This is a genomic window from Sulfurimonas sp., from assembly GCF_041583195.1.
Classification (GTDB): Bacteria; Campylobacterota; Campylobacteria; order Campylobacterales; family Sulfurimonadaceae; genus Sulfurimonas.
Genome location: NZ_JBFHGL010000009.1, coordinates 48064 through 64136 on the forward strand (window position 1 = coordinate 48064; position 16073 = coordinate 64136).

The following is a 16073-nucleotide window of genomic DNA, read 5'->3' on the forward strand; positions in this document are numbered from 1 at the left end:
ATAGTTGTTAAAATCTTTTTATGAAAGAAAAAAAGATAGTTATATTCTCTGGTGCCGGTATTAGTGCCGAGAGTGGAATCAAAACCTTCAGAGATGCAGACGGGCTGTGGGAAAACCACAGTATTGAAGAGATCTGCAATCAATATACTTGGGAAAAAAACTACGAACAGGTTCATAAGTTTTATAACCAAAGAAGAGTTCAATTAGCTGATGTTGAACCAAATCTAGCCCACGAAATAGTAGCCCAAATCAAAGAAAAATACCAAGACGACTGTATAGTGATCACACAAAATGTAGATGATATGTTTGAGCGTGCAGGATGCCGTGATGTTATCCATGTCCATGGAGAGCTTACCAAGATGCACTGCATGAGTTGTAACAATGTGTTTGATATTGGATACAAAGAGTTTACTATTGGTGAGCAGTGCCCTAAATGCGGAAATTCTCATATAAAACCTTATGTTGTTTTCTTTGGTGGTCAGGCTCCAAAATATATGGATATGTACTCAGCGTTTGAATATCTGCAAAATGAAGATTCAATAGCAGTTGTTATAGGTACACTTGGCAATGTTATTCAGATAAGTGCAAATTTAGAACTTATGGATTGCAAAAAAATACTAAATAACCTCGAAATATCACCATATATAGATGATTCTCAGTTTGATAGAGTATACTACGAAAATGCAACTTCGGCTATTGAAAAAATAGAAGCCGACATTGAAGAGTTTTGGGAGATAGAATAATATGCAAATAATTTTAGTGCTAGTGGCGGCAATTTTAGGACTAACTTACGGTTACAATACAGAAGGTCTGCAGTTTACGTCTAAAATATGTTTATTTGCAGGTGTAACTCTAATCATGCCTACACTCTTTAATGTTAAACTAAAAGATATTAAACTGATTTTAACGCATAAAAAAATAATTTTTAAAAGTTTGGTAGTAAACTTTATAGCTCTTCCTGCACTTGCACTAGCAATAGGTCTTGCAACAAAAGACTTCGGTATAGCTGCTGGTGTCTTTGCACTCTCTGTACTAAGTGGTGGCGGTATGGTTATGTACTGGGTTAAAAAAACAGATTCAAATACCTCTTTAGGTTTCATACTTCTTTTTATAAACATTATATTCATCTCTTTATCTCTTTTAATGCTTCACCTGTTTGCTGTATATACAGAGGGTTATTTTGGAGAGTTTTATGCAGATTCAAACAACTCTCTTACAGGTTTTGCCAACGCTGTAATCTTGTACCTTATAGTTGTTCCGTTAATTCTGAGCAGAATTCTTATTTTTATGACCCCTGTAGTAAACTTTATAAATAAGTATCGCCCGATTATCAGCAATGTAAGTATATTTATAATTATTACGTTTCTTTTTGCATTGCAAAACTCTCAACTACTTTTTGAAGTTTATGACTTTGAACCGGAACTTATAGCTATGTCATTTTATGCTATATCTGCATTTTACATAGGAAACTTTCTAATTGCTAAGTTTACTTTTGACATTTCAGACCCAGAGGAGCGTTCGGCATTTTGGTTTACGACAACACGCTATATAACTCTAGCACTTATCATTGCTAGTTTTTCTATAGCTTCATTTGGTGTAACTATGCTTATACCTATTATGATGTCGTATCTTATACAGATACCTTTTGCAATATTTTATGCAAAATATGTAAAATAATTTTTGATATAATAATAAAAATATAAATATAGGATTTTTTCTTGGCATATATTCTTGGATTGGTAGTTGTAGGACTTTTTTTTCTAAGTCTTCACTACTTTACTGAACTTAACCACAAACAAAAAATTATCACATCAGGGATTGTTCTTGCAATCATTTTAAGCGCTATTGCATTTAATACTTATTCAGACGCACAAAGAGATAACATGATGGCAGTTGTAACTAAGTTTAACCAAGGTAAAACTGTTGATTGCGAAGGTGTTGATGTCAATTCAAGCCTATATGACTTAAGTACGGGTACATACACTTTTATAGGAAGAGAAAATACTCCAAATTACGGACAAATGTTCAGCGTATCTTCATGCAAATAATCTCTCAGTTAGATTTAAACGAGCATATAGCTCAGTTTAAAAGCTTTTTCTCCCGCAATGATGATCTCTTTATAGAAGGTGATCAAGAACTACATTTTCGCTACATAAAAGCACTTGATAAGTTGGAGTTTAATGCTCCTCCAAAAGTGTCTGATTTTGCAAATATAAAACAGCATCTTAAAAAACACGGTGTACTTAACTTTGAACAAATTTTTGAGATTGTAAAAGTTGTACGCTACTTTCGTTATTTTAAAAACCGTGATATAGAAGGAATTATAGGCGAATGGATGGAAAAGTTCGAATTTCCTGAACAGTTTTTAGAAGTTGAAAAATACTTTACAAATGATGGAAAGTTTGAAGAAAATTTAGACCAAGAGCTTTTTTCTCTAAGCCAGAGAGTAAAAGAGCAAAAAAATAATATATCCGTTTCACTTAAACGTCTAGTCTCTTCATCTAAAGTTGCACCTTATCTTATGGACACACAACTTCACTTTGTAAACAACGAAGACTGCCTTTTAGTTCGCGGTGGTTTTAACCATGTACTAAAAGGTGCAGTAGTTGGACGTAGTAGCAGTGGAGGTTTTTATGTATCACCTGATTCTATTTTAAAAGCCAAAGAGCAGATCCGCTATATAAACCAAGAGCGTGAAGCTATCTTTTACAGATATTCCCAAGAGTTCTCTACTAAACTAAGTGAGTTGCAGCCCTTTATCAACTTTATAGACAAAGAGTTTTCACGTTTTGATAATTATCAGGCAAGGGTTTTATTTGCAAAAAGTCAAAATCTCCAAATTGTAAAATCTCAAAAAAATTCAAATATAATTTTAAAAGATTTTATCCACCCTGCCCTGCATAATGCAAAACCTGTAAACGTAGACTTTAGTAAAAATGTTCTTATGATTACAGGTGTAAATGCCGGTGGTAAAACTATGCTTCTAAAATCTCTTTTATCTAGTGCATTTATGGCAAAGTATATGATCCCAATGAAGCTAAATGAGAATAAAAGCTCAATTGGAAATTTTAAGAAGATTCTCTCAATAATAGATGATCCGCAAAATGTTAAAAATGACATCTCTACATTTGCTGGAAGAATGCAACAATTCTCTCAGATCTTCACTCAGCGTGATGCACTTGTCGGAGTAGATGAGATTGAGCTTGGAACAGACTCTGATGAAGCTGCAGCTTTATTTAAAGTTATACTTGATGAGCTTATAAAGAAAAATCAAAAGATTATAGTAACCACTCACCATAAGCGTCTTGCAGCACTTATGGCTGATCGTGATGATGTTGAGCTTATGGCTGCCATATATGATGAAGATGCTAGAAAACCGACATATGAATTTATGCATGGGATCATCGGTAAGAGTTATGCTTTTGAAACGGCAAGCCGTTACGGTATAGCACCGCATATAGTTAAAGAGGCTAAAAGCGTATACGGCGACAATAGTGAAAAACTAAACCTTCTTATAGAGCGTGGAAGCCAGCTTGAGCGTGAGTTAAAACAAAAACATATAAAAGTAGATGAGAAACTTGAAGAGCTTAATAAAAAAGAGCAAGAACTAAAAGCTTTAAGAGAAGATCTTTTTAAAGAGCTTGATGAACAAAAATCTGCACTTAAACGTAGTTATGAAGCTGCAATAAATGAAGCAAAATCAGCTGCACGTGCTGGTGATACACAGGCTATTCACCGTGCTATGAATAAAGCAAATAAAAATCTGCCTAAAGAGCAAAAAGAAGAGATAAAAAGAGATATAGTCTTTAGTGTAGGCGATCAGGTAAAATACCATTCCCAAAGCGGAACTATCAAAGCTCTTAAAGGCAATAAAGAAGCCATTGTAGAAGTAAACGGCATGACTGTGCGCGTTAAGACAAAACAACTCAAACCGACACAAATAATAAAACAAAAACCTCAATCAGATGTAAAAGTGCAAGTTGAGAAAAAAGCTGGTCTTAAATGTGACTTGCACGGTATGCGTGCAGATGAGGCATGTGAGACACTGGATAAGTTTTTATCCGATGCTCTTATGAACGGCTGGGATGAAGTTATAGTTTATCACGGTATTGGAACAGGTAAGCTGTCATATGCAGTTAAAAACTTCCTAACAGCTCATCCAAGGGTCAAAAGCTTTACTGACGCACCACCTCATCTTGGCGGTTTTGGAGCTAAGATAGTTTACCTTTAACTATCTATTTTACAAGCTAAAAACCTATGAAGAATTTTTACAAAAGTTTCATATTCAATAGGTTTGGCAATAAAATCATCCATCCCTGCATTTATAAATCTGTCTTTGTCTTCTGAAAGAGCATTTGCCGTTAGAGCAACAATAGGTGTAGGGCTTAGTGACTTTTCTTTCTCTATCTCACGTATAACTTTTGTAGCTTCTATACCGTTCATCTTAGGCATGTTTTCATCCATAAGAATTAAGTCATACTTTTTGTCATTAAACATATTAACACCTTCTAAACCATTGTTAGCAAGGTCCGCTTGTAAATCAACTTTGTCTAAAAGAAGATTTACAAGTATTTGATTTGTTTCATTATCTTCAACAAGTAAAACGTTTCCGCTAAGCTTATTATGCATATACAGTTTAGCTAAAGCCTCTTTTGAATGTTCGTGTTCAGCATCTTCATCAGCTTCAACTAAAGGCAGATAAAAACAAAATTCACTACCTTTTCCAAGTTCACTTTGAACATCTATAGTTCCATTCATTGCTTTTATAAGTGTTGCAGATATAGAAAGACCTAAACCAGTTCCACCATACTTTCTAGTAGTTGAGCTATCAGCTTGAGTGAACGCTTCAAAAATTTTATCAAGGTTTTTTTTGTCTATTCCTGAGCCTGTATCTTTAACACAAAAGATCAACACATCTCTTTGCTTATCATAATGGGTACTCATAGTAATTTTACCGCCTTGATCGGTAAACTTTATGGCATTACTCAAAAAGTTCGAAGCTATCTGTTTTACGCGTACAATATCACCTACGAAAAACCTTGGAAGGTTATCGTCAAAATTTATCTTTAACTCTATACCTTTCTCTTTTGCACGTTCATAAAATAAAAGCCCTATCTCTTTAAAAGGTTTTTTGGTAGCAAATTTTCTTTTCTCAAATGTCATTTTTCCAGATTCTATTTTGGAAAAGTCGAGTATATCGTTTATAACTGTAAGTAAAGTATTACCTGAGTTTTTGATGATGCTGAAGTATTTTTGCCTTTGCTTGTCTTTCTCATCACCTCTTAAAATATCTACAAAGCCTAAAATAGCATTTAATGGTGTTCTTATCTCATGAGACATACTGGCTAAGAAGTCAGACTTTACTTTAGATGCAGTTTGTAGTTCTTTTACTTTATTTTGCAACTCTTTTGTTTTTATAGCTACTAATGATTCAAGATTTTCATTTGTCTCTTTTAACTCGTGTGTCGTTTGATCTATTAAATGTGAGAGTGCTTTGTTTGTTGCATTCATACTCTTAATTTTCGAATCTATCTCTGCATCTTCTTCATGTTGATATTTACTTACATCATCACTCTCACTTAAAGATATTACAGTCATAGTTTGATTTAGAAGTTCTGGTTCATCAGACTTAAAAAACTCACCGTATGTAAAAAAACCACTGCTTGGCGCTACTTTTGATAGAGGTTCTAACTCTACAGATATGGCATCTTCTAAAAACCTTCTTCTTGCCATACAAGAGTATATAAATATTGACTCAACAGGTGTATCATGAAACTCTTTACCAATTTGTATAGACTCTGATAAAATTGCATTTGCATTACCAAATCCAAAATGTACCCTATCTCCAATATGCAAATTCCCTGCAAAAACCAAAGAGCCGTCATCGCCTTTTCCAAGAACAGCACGTGCTACTTTTACACCGTCTTTATTTAAAATTAATGGAAATTCAATTCCAATAGCAGGTAAACTTTTTGCAGCCTCTTCACCTAAATATTTTCTGTAAGTATCTACTGCACTTACACCATTAATCTCATATACTCTGTTATCTTCAACTTTAGTAACGATAAGCTCTTTACCGATCTCCTGCCAAAAAAAGCTGTATGCATTTTTTACATTTAGGTTTTTGGAGTTTATCGATACACCGACTGCTCCGTTAGAGATTACTTTATCGTTTGAGAATACATAAGTATTTTTAAATCTGGCACCGTCACCCGCCATACCGCCTGCAAGCATAATATCTTTACTTACACTGCTAACCCCGTCTAAAAAATCTTCACCGTTAATACTCAAACCGTCGGCAAAAAGAATTATAAGTTTTGTGTTTGTATGTATTACATCTTTTGCTAACTTTTCTCCACACTCGAAACTGTTGCCATCATTTTCGACTGCAGATATGTTTAAAGTGCTATGTTTAAATTCTGTTATGCTTATAACAATTTTATCAGTACTTACGTTTTTTCCTAAAATTTCACCGTCTGTAGTCGCACCGATTATTTTAGCGTTTGGGAGTAGTTTTAATATATCTCTTGTAAGTAGTTGCAAAGTTTTCTCATCGCATACAGAGCTGAAAACCTGTACTAGAATATCTTTGTGTTGATCAATTGAGTTTTTTGATATGAAATTATCTAAATCATCAATATCTTTATAATAGGTATTAAAAGTTCTCAAGTTGATCTCCCTTGTATAACCAAAATTTTAGCAATTTATATTTAATTGACTATAAAATCGGCTAAAATTAGGTTTATGAAAAGAGTAGCAGTTATCGGTGCCGGTGCAAGTGGACTTATTTGTGCAATTGAATGTGCCAAAAATTCTTGCAAGGTAGATTTGTACGAACAAAATTCAAAAAGCGGGAAAAAAATACTGGTCTCAGGTAACGGCAGATGTAATATTACAAATACGACGATCTCTCAAAACGACTACTACTCACAAAGCAACTCTTTTGTTATTGACGCACTAAATAATTTTGGATACAAAGAGTTTCAAAAGTACTGCAATTCTATTGGTCTTTTACTAGATGAAAAAGAAGACGGAAAAGTCTACCCTCTCTCAAACGAAGCCAAATCGGTTGTTGCCATCTTAAACGAGCAAGCCTTAAACAGTGGTGTAAATTTTATATATGATACAAAAGTATCAGATATACAAAAAATGTTTGAAAAATATGATGCCGTAGTAGTAGCGACAGGAAGCGAAGCGGCTTCTCATCTTGGCGGATGTGATGATGGTTTGGAGTTTGCAAAAGCATTTGATCATAATATTGTGCCAACATACCCAAGCCTTGTTCAACTAGAACTATCAAACTCATCGCATGCTAAAATGAGCGGTGCAAAGGTTGATGGTGAAGTGACACTGATGATTAACAATCAAAAAATTTCATCTGCTAGCGGTGATATTTTATTTACAACTTATGGAGTTTCAGGCTTTAGTATATTAGACATATCTAGAGAAGCCAGTGAAGCTATTCTGAACTACTCATGCGTAGATGTTATTTTAAACCTTTTACCGAAGTTCTCACACCAAAAACTATCAAATCATTTAAACACTATTAGCAAATCACTTCCTGATAGTTCTATACTAAATGCGCTTCATGCCCTACTTCCGTTGAAAATATCTAAAACAATACTTGATGTTCTAAATATATCTGCAGATACCAAACTGGAATCACTAAACATGAAAGATTTTAAACGCATAGCAAATCAGTGTCTAAACTGGAAGTTTGAAGTCTCAAACACTCATGGCTTTCGTCATGCAGAAGTTGCAGGTGGCGGTGTAGATGTCAGCGAAATAGATCCAAAAACTATGGAATCTAAAAAACAAAAAAATCTTTACTTTACAGGCGAAGTTCTAGATGTAGTCGGTCGTCGTGGCGGTTATAACTTTGCATGGGCATGGGCTAGCGGATACGCTGCTGCTAAGGATATATCCAAATAAAACCCACTATTTTTAAATAATTCTTTTGTTTGACATTATTACTAATTAGTAATATACTTTAAAAAGGAGAAGGAATTATGAAAGTAAATACTACTAAAAGCTATGGTTTAACTGCTGATAAATCCATGAGTACATGGATTCAGCTCTATCGTGCTTTTAAAAAGATCAGAGCTAAAGAGATGGCTTATATTAAGTCATGCAACTTAACTATGAATCAATTTGAAATATTAGAAGTTCTTTACCATAGAGGTGATTTAAGTGTAGGTGCTATAACCAAACTAACACTTGGAACTGCCGGGAATGTAACTGTAGTTATAAAAAACTTAGTTAGAGATGGTTTTGTGAACTCTATACCTGATCCTGACGACAAAAGAACATACATAATATCTATTACTGGGAAAGGTATAGATGTTATTAGTGCGTTGTTTCCAGACCATGCTAAAAACTTTGAGAACTACTTTGAAGTTTTGGATGAAAACGAATTGGAGACCTTATTCAATTTATTGAGAAAATTACACAAATCACAATGATTTTTTTTCTTTATAAATTATTACTAACTAGTATTAAAGGATAAGAGATGAATTTATTAAGATTAGGATTGGTATCTGTACTGGTTGCAGGTAGTTTATTCGCAGGAAATTATAATGTTGATGTTACTCATTCAAATGTAAGTTTTAAAGTAAAACATATGATGATATCAAACGTAACAGGTAAGTTTGACAAATTTAAAGGTAACTTTGTTTTTGATGAGAAAACAAAAACTTTAAAATCTCTATACGGTGAAGTCGAAGCTGCATCTGTAAATACAGAAAATGAAAAAAGAGATACACATCTAAGATCTGCAGATTTCTTTGATGTTACAAAGTATCCAACACTTACTCTTGAGTTGACAGATATAGGCAGTGATGAAGCAACAGGAAAATTAACAATACACGGTATTACAAAGCTGGTTAAGTTTGAACTTGAAACTACTGGTGTTATTAAAGATCCTTGGGGTAATCAAAGAACAGGTTTAAGTTTGGAGGCAAAAGTAAATAGACAAGAGTTCGGTCTTAAATGGAACGATCTTTTAGAAAGCGGAGGACTTATAGTAGATGATAAAGTTAAAATATTTATTGAGTTGGAGGGTATTTTAACTAAGTGAACAGATAAAAAAGGAGATGTTATGTCTCAAAATAAAAGAGCCCCTGCATTTTTTGCAGGTCACGGAAATCCTATGAATGCTATAGAAAATAATGAGTTCACACGTTCATTGAATAGCTTAGGAAAATCTATAGAAAAACCAAAAGCAATTCTTGCTATATCGGCACACTGGTATGTGCCATACGCTGCCGTATCCGTGCATGAGAGCGATGAATTAATGTATGATATGTTCGGATTTCCCGATAAGCTCTATGAAGTTGAGTATAAAGCTGAGAATTCAGATTTTTTAATATCTAAACTTCAATTAGAATATGAGTATGTTAAGGTTGAAAACAGAGGCTTGGATCACGGTGTATGGAGTATACTGGTACATCTATTTCCAGATGCAGATATTCCCGTAACTCAAATATCTATTAATTCTAATTTGAGTTTAAAAGAACATTATGAACTCGGCCGCAGATTAAGCGTACTGAGAGATGAAGGTGTAATGATCATTGCAAGTGGAAATGTAACGCATAATTTAAGAGAAGTTAACTGGGCTTCAGGTGCAAAAGCTGAATCTTGGGCAGTTGATTTTGATAGGTATATAGCTGATGCTATAGTCAATAAAGACTTTGAATCTTTAATAGATGTCACAAGTCCTTATTTCAACTTAGCTCATCCGACAATAGAGCATTATATCCCACTGCTTTACATAGCAGGTGCGATGAATGATGAAGATGAAAGTTCATTTACATATGAAGGCATTGAGCTTGGCACTATGAGTATGAGAAACTGGCTTGTCAAATAAAAGGATATATCATGTTAAGAAAAATAGCAAAACATAGCATGGGTAAATCAAATTTAGGATGGTTGCAAAGCAGATTTCATTTCTCATTTGCAGAGTATAGGAATCCAAACAATATAAACTTTGGAGTACTGAGGGTTCTAAACGATGACATAATTTTACCCCGTAGCGGATTTGACATGCATCCGCACGAAAATATGGAGATCATCTCTTATGTAGTTGATGGTGAGATCAGCCATAAGGATTCAATGAGAAACGAAGAGACTCTAGGTCGTGGTGAAGTCCAATATATGAGTGCTGGAGATGGTGTAGTCCATGCTGAGTATAATCTAGGTGATGTTAACTTAAGACTTTTACAGATCTGGATAATGCCTCCAAAAAAAGGTTTGGATACTCTTTATGGCTCATACAGATATAAAGCAGATGAGCGTAAAAACAAACTGCTAAATATTGTCTCTGGCCAAGATGGAGATTCAAAAATAAAACTATATCAAGATGTAAATTTTTATGTATCTGAACTTGATGCAGGCAAAAGCATAGATTATGATATACAAAACAACAAACAGATATATTATGTACAAATAGAAGGGTCTGCAAATATTAACGGAGTTGAGCTAGACTACGGTGATGCTATGGAGGTAACCGATGAGACTAAACTATCTGTAAATGCAACAACAAAGAGTCACTTTTTATTTATAGAGATGCAAAAAAGTTTATAATAAATTTTATTTCGCTAAACTATATGAAATTAAATTAAAAGGTAATTTCATGTCCACACCTCTAATCGTACTTATAGTTGTTGCATTAATCCTGGTTTTAATGTACAACTCACTTGTAAATAAGAAAAACCAAGTTGAAAATATTTTTGCAACGATCGATACACAACTAAAAAAACGCTACGACCTAATTCCAAACCTTGTTGCATCCGTAAGCAAATATATGGAACATGAAAAATCTCTTTTAGAAGAGGTTACAAAACTTCGTGCAGATGCTAACAAACCGAATTTATCGGATGAGAAAAAAATAAAACTCGATGCACAAATAAGTTCGGCTCTTGGTTCACTGATGATCGCCGTTGAGAATTACCCTGATCTAAAAGCAAACGAAAATGTTATGCATCTTCAACGCACTCTTAATGAAGTAGAAGAGCAGATCTCTGCAGCTCGCCGTGCATATAACCAGGCTGTAACTGATTATAACAACGCTATAGAGATGATACCTACAAACTTCATGGCTAGTGCAATGAACTACACAAGAAAACAGGTATTTGAGATTGTAGAAGCTGAGCGTAAAAACGTAAACGTAAAAGAGCTTTTTAACTAAAAATGAAATCTAAAAGCGAACTGACAGACTTTTACTATAAAGCACTATACCCTATTCTTCAAGACCTTGAAAAAGACAGGAAAATTCTGCGTTCACGAATAATATCTGTAGGAACAATATACACTATAGTTTTTGCACTTCTAATATACACAGTGTATGGTTCAATTAAAGATGAAGACGTATTGACATGGGGTATATTTTTATACGTAGCTATAGGCGGTTTCATATATAAGTTTATGATCAAAGATTATACGAGTGAATTTAAAGAAAAGATCATATCTCCGCTTATAGATTCACTTGAGGAGAAACTTACATATCATAAAGATCTACATATATCTGAACATCTTTTTGTACGCTCAAAACTTTTCTCATCACCTGATAGAACTAGTGGTAATGACTTGGTTAAGGGTGAAATTAAAAATACAAAAATCCGTTTTTCAGACTTTCACGCTGAAAAAAGACACAGAAACTCCAAAGGACGAGATAGCTGGAGTACGATCTTTCGTGGTCTGTTTGTAGTTGCAGAGTTTAACAAAAACTTCATCGGCGAGACCGTAGTTCTCCCAGACACTGCCCAAAAAACTTTTGGAGATCTAATCGGGAATTGGTTACAATCTAAAAACTTAGGCAGAGACGAGCTTGTAAAGATGGATGATCCGGAGTTTGAAAAAAGATTTGTAGTATATTCAGACGATCAGATAGAAGCACGCTATATTCTCTCAAACTCAATTATGAAAAAACTTACTACATTTGAGAAAAGGTTTGGACACCCGCTTTATATCTCTTTTGTAAGAAACCACATACATCTTGCAGTTTACTATAACAAAGATATGTTTGAACCATCTATTTTCAGCTCACTTTTAGAGTACAAAACAGCTATGGAGTATGTAGATACGCTTCACTTAGCTACCGGAATTATAGAGGAGTTAAAACTAAACGAAAGAATCTGGAGCAAAGTATGAATGAACAAAACTTGATTATACAAAGTATAAAAGACTTTTTAACTCCAAAGATGATCAAATACTCTTTAGCACCAATTGTTGTAACGCTTATTATTATGTATGTTATGTTTTTTATTCTTGCAGGCATCGGGGCAGATCATATATCTCAAATGCATATTCAGGCCCAACAAAGTACAATACAAAACGGTGTAACTCATACGCAAAGCATAGATACTTACCTTGAGGACACTGCACTAATCCAGTTTCTTATGAGTTATGCAGCTACAGCTTGGATAGCTACATTTTTAATCTATGCACTTGGTGCTTTTTTAGCACTTTATGCATCTATTTTCATTGCAATTATAGTTATAGGTTTTGTAACTCCTTATGTGTTAAAAGAGCTTCAAAAAAGGCATTATCAAGATGTAGAGCTTATAGGTTATTCAAATATTTTTACTGCCCTGCTTTCTACTCTAAAATGGATAGGAATTATGCTTTTACTTTTTATACTTCTAATCCCATTTTACTTTATACCTTTTATAAACATCATAGCCTTTAATTTTCCTCTGTACTACTTCTTTCATAAGATGCTAAACTACGACATAAGCACCAATATGACTACAAAAGATGAAGCGCTGGAGATCAGATATAAGAACAAAACTATGCTTAGAATTAAAACTCTTCTGCTTTATCTTATAAGTCTTGTACCTTTTGTAATATTTTTTACAACAGTATTTTTTGTAATATATTTAGGTCATACTTACTTTTTAGAAACCAGAAAACTAAGGGTTAAAGATGCGATACCTTCTTCTAATTAGTCTACTATTAAGCTCTGTTTTTGCTTCCGAAGCAGACGAGATCATCAAAAAACTGGATAAAAACTTTCGCGGTGATAGTATCTATATGAAGATCTCAATGAATATAAAATCACTTCGTCATGAAAGAACAATCAAAATGGAGACATGGGCAAAAGGAAAAAACAAAAGCTTTGTAAAAATAACATACCCTCCACGCGATAGAGGAATCACATTTTTAAGTTTAGAAAACGAGATGTGGAACTATGTACCCAAAATTGAACGTATTATAAAAATTCCTCCTAGTATGATGCTTCAAAACTGGATGGGAAGTGACATATCTAACGATGATATGGTAAAACAAAGCTCTATAATTGATGACTATAATGCAAAAATTTTAGAAAAAGACGGTCATATTGTTACGATAGAACTTAGTGCAAAAGAGGATGCACCGGTTGTTTGGGGTAAAATAATTTCTAAAATAGATACAAGATACTATGTCAGTCTAAAAGATGTTTTTTATGATGAATACGGTGAAGAAATTAGATTTTTCAAATATGAAAACGTTAAAAAATTTGGAAAATACTATTTGCCAACAATATGGAAGATCCAACCAGTAGATAAAAAAAACAACTTAACAACTATGATAGTTGAAGATGTTAAATATGATCAAGAGATCTCTGATCAGTACTTTAAAAAATCAGCACTTAAGCGCTTTAGTAGATAAAGGTAAAAAATGTTTTGGCTAGCTGTTAAAAATATACTTTTTTATAAAGGTCGCTCAATTACAACCTTTATACTTACATATTTTTCAGCTACACTTTTTATTGTTTATGTGGCTTTTATGGACGGTTCACATATATCTATGCTGCATAATTCACTCAAAGTATATACAGGCTCAATTCAGATATATCAAAAAGATTACCGTGATGAAGGCGGATATGATTATCTGATCTATGACAATAAAAAAATCACTGATATTTTAGACAAAACAGATGGCATAAAATCTTATACATCAAGAATAGAAACTTTTGGAATTGCTTCTACAAAGGATGAATCCTCAGCTATGATGCTCACAGGTGTCGATTTTGAGCGTGAAGCAAATATAAGCGAGTTAAAAAATGCTCTTGTAGATGGTGTGTATAATTCTCAAGGAAACTGTCTTTATATGGGTTCAGATCTAGCAAAAAGGCTGGATGTAAATATAGAAGATAATGTAAGCTTTGTAGGTAGCGCGATTGATTATTCTTTTGCGGCAGACAACTTCAAAGTATGCGGTACTTTTAAAACTGGAATGTATGAGTTTGACAGTTCCTCTGCATTTTTAAACAGGGAATATTTTGACCAGTTATTTTTCTCTAAAAACACATCATCATATATAGTTTTAAATGTAGATGATCTAAATAATAACGATCTTGTTGCACAATTAATCAGAAACAAACTAGATTCTAAATACCGTTTATATACATGGCAGGAACTTATGAGTGCAATGGTTGAAGCTATGGAGGTTGACTCAATATTCGGATACATTTCTATGAGTCTGTTTTTCATAGTAATATTTTTTGTAATTTTAATCTATGGCTTTATCAATGTAAGTTCACGTATCAAAGAGTTTGGAGTATTAAAAAGTATAGGTCTTAACAACTCTCAAATAGATAAACTTCTGATATATGAGATGCTTATTCTTAGTTTATCTGCTCTTCTTTTTGCTACCATAAGTGGTGGATATACTGCACATTTTTTTGAGATAAACCCGATAATCATAGAGGGAATGAGTGAGCTGTATAAAGATTACGGAATCATATCAGACGAGATCCCTACACACTTTAGTGTCTTTACGATCAGCTGGAATGTAGGGCTTATCTTGGTACTGAATCTTTTAAGTGTTATATACCCGATCATATACTTAAGAAGATTCAATCCTATTGAGGCGATGCGTCATGTTTAACACAATACTATCACTTGCTCTAAAAAACGCTTTTTTAAGAAAAATTCGTGCAAGTCTTCTTGTACTTATGATAGCTGTTAGTATGAGCGTAATGCTAAGCATTGAAGGTTTATATGACGGTATGACTGCAAGTATGATTGATAAGTCTCTCAGAAGCGACAGCGGTGAGATCACTATATTTGAGAAAAACTATAGACTAAAACAAGATGTAAAGTACTCTATAAAAAATGCTACAAGTATAAAAGAGGAAATTGAAAAACTAGACGATGTTAAAAGTGTAGTTACAAGGTTAAAAGTAAGTGGTCTTGCAGGGAGTGCAAAAGCATCTTATCCATCTGATCTTATAGCAGTTGATTTTAAAGATGAAGAAAAGTTCGGAGAGTTTAGCGAATTTATAAAAGAGGGAAATTTAAAACTCGGTAAGAACGGTTGTGTTATCGGCAAAAAGCTTGCAAAGAACCTGAAACTGCGTCTAAATTCAAAAGTGATCTTCACATCACGCGATGCTAATAACAACATAGTTTCAAAACTATTTCGTATAAAAGCGATTGTTCAGTCTACAAATATAAACATAGACAACAAAGCTATACTAGCTCCAAAGAAAAGTGTTTACAAACATTTAGGTTTAGATCCAAACAGTGCTACACAAATTGCTATAAGGACAGATAACCCTAAACTAGTTGAGACTATTAAAACAAAATATACAAATCTTGATGTAATGAGTTTTTGGCAATACAACCCTCTATTGACTCAGATGCAAGATAGTATGGTTATATTTAACTCGATAACTTTCGGAATTGTTATGGGTGTCGTATTTATAGGTATACTTGGTGTTATGTACGTGTCTATACTCGATAGAATCAGAGAGTTTGGAATTATGCTCTCTGTTGGTTATGGATACAGATATATAAGAACTCAGGTTATGCTTGAAGCACTTACTCTTGGACTAATAGGATTTATATTTGGTTCTATTTTAAGTGTGATTTTTCTTTACTACTTAAGAGTTTACGGACTTGATATGAGTGAATTTTCAGACGGTTTTGCATCTTTTGGAATGAGTAGTATTTTATACGCCGAGATTAAATTCAGTTACTTTTACTCAACTTTTTTTGCAATTATGATCGCATCTGTTCTAAGTGTGTTTTTACCGCTGAGAAAGATCAAAAAACTTACACCTACAGATGTTATAAGGAACAGCCTATAGT

The 16073-nt window shown here is 33.6% G+C and carries 16 protein-coding genes; 15 read left to right on the top strand and 1 reads right to left on the bottom strand.

Annotation, left to right across the window (positions count from 1 at the left end):
* Window positions 1–20 precede the first annotated feature (20 nt).
* The 4 genes from ABZA65_RS08990 to ABZA65_RS09005 are packed head-to-tail and all read left to right on the top strand — an operon-like array spanning window position 21 to window position 4231.
* The gene (locus ABZA65_RS08990) at window positions 21–743 is read left to right on the top strand and encodes an NAD-dependent deacetylase (RefSeq protein ID WP_373072827.1); all 723 of its coding nucleotides are present in this window, start codon (window positions 21–23) and stop codon (window positions 741–743) included.
* A gap of 1 nt (window position 744) precedes the next feature.
* Window positions 745–1677 carry a hypothetical protein gene (locus ABZA65_RS08995; RefSeq protein ID WP_373072829.1) on the top strand — a complete coding sequence of 311 codons (933 nt, stop codon included), beginning with the start codon at window positions 745–747 and terminating at the stop codon, window positions 1675–1677.
* 41 nt (window positions 1678–1718) lie between these two features.
* Window positions 1719–2048 carry a hypothetical protein gene (locus ABZA65_RS09000; RefSeq protein WP_373072831.1) on the top strand — a complete coding sequence of 110 codons (330 nt, stop codon included), beginning with the start codon at window positions 1719–1721 and terminating at the stop codon, window positions 2046–2048.
* On the top strand, window positions 2039–4231 hold the full coding sequence (locus ABZA65_RS09005) for an endonuclease MutS2 (RefSeq protein WP_373072833.1): 2193 nt from the start codon (window positions 2039–2041) through the stop codon (window positions 4229–4231). The genes ABZA65_RS09000 and ABZA65_RS09005 overlap by 10 nt, the downstream gene beginning before the upstream one ends.
* Here the strand turns inward: ABZA65_RS09005 and ABZA65_RS09010 are convergent.
* Window positions 4228–6669, bottom strand: a complete 2442-nt coding sequence (locus tag ABZA65_RS09010; protein ID WP_373072835.1) for an FIST N-terminal domain-containing protein — start codon at window positions 6667–6669, stop codon at window positions 4228–4230. The genes ABZA65_RS09005 and ABZA65_RS09010 overlap by 4 nt on opposite strands.
* 75 nt (window positions 6670–6744) lie before the next feature.
* Here ABZA65_RS09010 and ABZA65_RS09015 point away from each other — a divergent pair, with 75 nt between their 5' ends.
* The 11 genes from ABZA65_RS09015 to ABZA65_RS09065 all read left to right on the top strand — a co-directional run bounded on the left by ABZA65_RS09015 (window position 6745) and on the right by ABZA65_RS09065 (window position 16072).
* Window positions 6745–7932, top strand: a complete 1188-nt coding sequence (locus tag ABZA65_RS09015; protein WP_373072837.1) for an NAD(P)/FAD-dependent oxidoreductase — start codon at window positions 6745–6747, stop codon at window positions 7930–7932.
* A gap of 77 nt (window positions 7933–8009) precedes the next feature.
* The gene (locus ABZA65_RS09020; RefSeq protein ID WP_373072839.1) at window positions 8010–8462 is read left to right on the top strand and encodes a MarR family winged helix-turn-helix transcriptional regulator; all 453 of its coding nucleotides are present in this window, start codon (window positions 8010–8012) and stop codon (window positions 8460–8462) included.
* 47 nt (window positions 8463–8509) lie between these two features.
* A complete protein-coding gene (locus tag ABZA65_RS09025; RefSeq protein ID WP_373072841.1) occupies window positions 8510–9076 on the top strand; it encodes a YceI family protein in 567 nt (188 codons plus the stop codon).
* Window positions 9077–9097: 21 nt separating this feature from the next.
* On the top strand, window positions 9098–9865 hold the full coding sequence (gene ygiD, locus ABZA65_RS09030; RefSeq protein WP_373072843.1) for a 4,5-DOPA dioxygenase extradiol: 768 nt from the start codon (window positions 9098–9100) through the stop codon (window positions 9863–9865).
* Between the two features lie 11 nt (window positions 9866–9876).
* Entirely contained in the window at window positions 9877–10581 is a 705-nt protein-coding gene (locus ABZA65_RS09035; protein ID WP_373072845.1) for a pirin family protein, read from the top strand.
* 49 nt (window positions 10582–10630) lie between these two features.
* Entirely contained in the window at window positions 10631–11185 is a 555-nt protein-coding gene (locus ABZA65_RS09040) for a LemA family protein (protein ID WP_373072847.1), read from the top strand.
* Window positions 11186–11187: 2 nt separating this feature from the next.
* Window positions 11188–12147, top strand: coding sequence for a DUF3137 domain-containing protein (locus ABZA65_RS09045; protein WP_373072849.1), 960 nt, complete (start codon window positions 11188–11190; stop codon window positions 12145–12147).
* Window positions 12144–12944, top strand: coding sequence for an EI24 domain-containing protein (locus ABZA65_RS09050; protein ID WP_373072851.1), 801 nt, complete (start codon window positions 12144–12146; stop codon window positions 12942–12944). Before ABZA65_RS09045 ends, ABZA65_RS09050 begins: the two co-directional genes overlap by 4 nt.
* Window positions 12922–13647 carry an outer membrane lipoprotein-sorting protein gene (locus ABZA65_RS09055; protein WP_373072853.1) on the top strand — a complete coding sequence of 242 codons (726 nt, stop codon included), beginning with the start codon at window positions 12922–12924 and terminating at the stop codon, window positions 13645–13647. The genes ABZA65_RS09050 and ABZA65_RS09055 overlap by 23 nt, the downstream gene beginning before the upstream one ends.
* A gap of 9 nt (window positions 13648–13656) precedes the next feature.
* A complete protein-coding gene (locus tag ABZA65_RS09060; protein WP_373072855.1) occupies window positions 13657–14868 on the top strand; it encodes an ABC transporter permease in 1212 nt (403 codons plus the stop codon).
* Window positions 14861–16072, top strand: a complete 1212-nt coding sequence (locus ABZA65_RS09065; RefSeq protein WP_373072857.1) for an ABC transporter permease — start codon at window positions 14861–14863, stop codon at window positions 16070–16072. The genes ABZA65_RS09060 and ABZA65_RS09065 overlap by 8 nt, the downstream gene beginning before the upstream one ends.
* The last annotated feature ends 1 nt before the right edge of the window (window position 16073 follow it).

What these genes read in the sequence shown, in the direction of transcription:
- ABZA65_RS09040 (WP_373072847.1), top strand. Translation starts at nt 10,631, where the DNA reads ATGTCCACACCTCTAATCGTACTTATAGTTGTTGCATTAATCCTGGTT.
- ABZA65_RS09065 (WP_373072857.1), top strand. Translation starts at nt 14,861, where the DNA reads ATGTTTAACACAATACTATCACTTGCTCTAAAAAACGCTTTTTTAAGA.
- ygiD (WP_373072843.1), top strand. Translation starts at nt 9,098, where the DNA reads ATGTCTCAAAATAAAAGAGCCCCTGCATTTTTTGCAGGTCACGGAAAT.
- ABZA65_RS08995 (WP_373072829.1), top strand. Translation starts at nt 745, where the DNA reads ATGCAAATAATTTTAGTGCTAGTGGCGGCAATTTTAGGACTAACTTAC.
- ABZA65_RS09005 (WP_373072833.1), top strand. Translation starts at nt 2,039, where the DNA reads ATGCAAATAATCTCTCAGTTAGATTTAAACGAGCATATAGCTCAGTTT.
- ABZA65_RS09015 (WP_373072837.1), top strand. Translation starts at nt 6,745, where the DNA reads ATGAAAAGAGTAGCAGTTATCGGTGCCGGTGCAAGTGGACTTATTTGT.
- ABZA65_RS09055 (WP_373072853.1), top strand. Translation starts at nt 12,922, where the DNA reads ATGCGATACCTTCTTCTAATTAGTCTACTATTAAGCTCTGTTTTTGCT.
- ABZA65_RS09025 (WP_373072841.1), top strand. Translation starts at nt 8,510, where the DNA reads ATGAATTTATTAAGATTAGGATTGGTATCTGTACTGGTTGCAGGTAGT.
- ABZA65_RS09020 (WP_373072839.1), top strand. Translation starts at nt 8,010, where the DNA reads ATGAAAGTAAATACTACTAAAAGCTATGGTTTAACTGCTGATAAATCC.
- ABZA65_RS09060 (WP_373072855.1), top strand. Translation starts at nt 13,657, where the DNA reads ATGTTTTGGCTAGCTGTTAAAAATATACTTTTTTATAAAGGTCGCTCA.
- ABZA65_RS08990 (WP_373072827.1), top strand. Translation starts at nt 21, where the DNA reads ATGAAAGAAAAAAAGATAGTTATATTCTCTGGTGCCGGTATTAGTGCC.
- ABZA65_RS09045 (WP_373072849.1), top strand. Translation starts at nt 11,188, where the DNA reads ATGAAATCTAAAAGCGAACTGACAGACTTTTACTATAAAGCACTATAC.
- ABZA65_RS09050 (WP_373072851.1), top strand. Translation starts at nt 12,144, where the DNA reads ATGAATGAACAAAACTTGATTATACAAAGTATAAAAGACTTTTTAACT.
- ABZA65_RS09035 (WP_373072845.1), top strand. Translation starts at nt 9,877, where the DNA reads ATGTTAAGAAAAATAGCAAAACATAGCATGGGTAAATCAAATTTAGGA.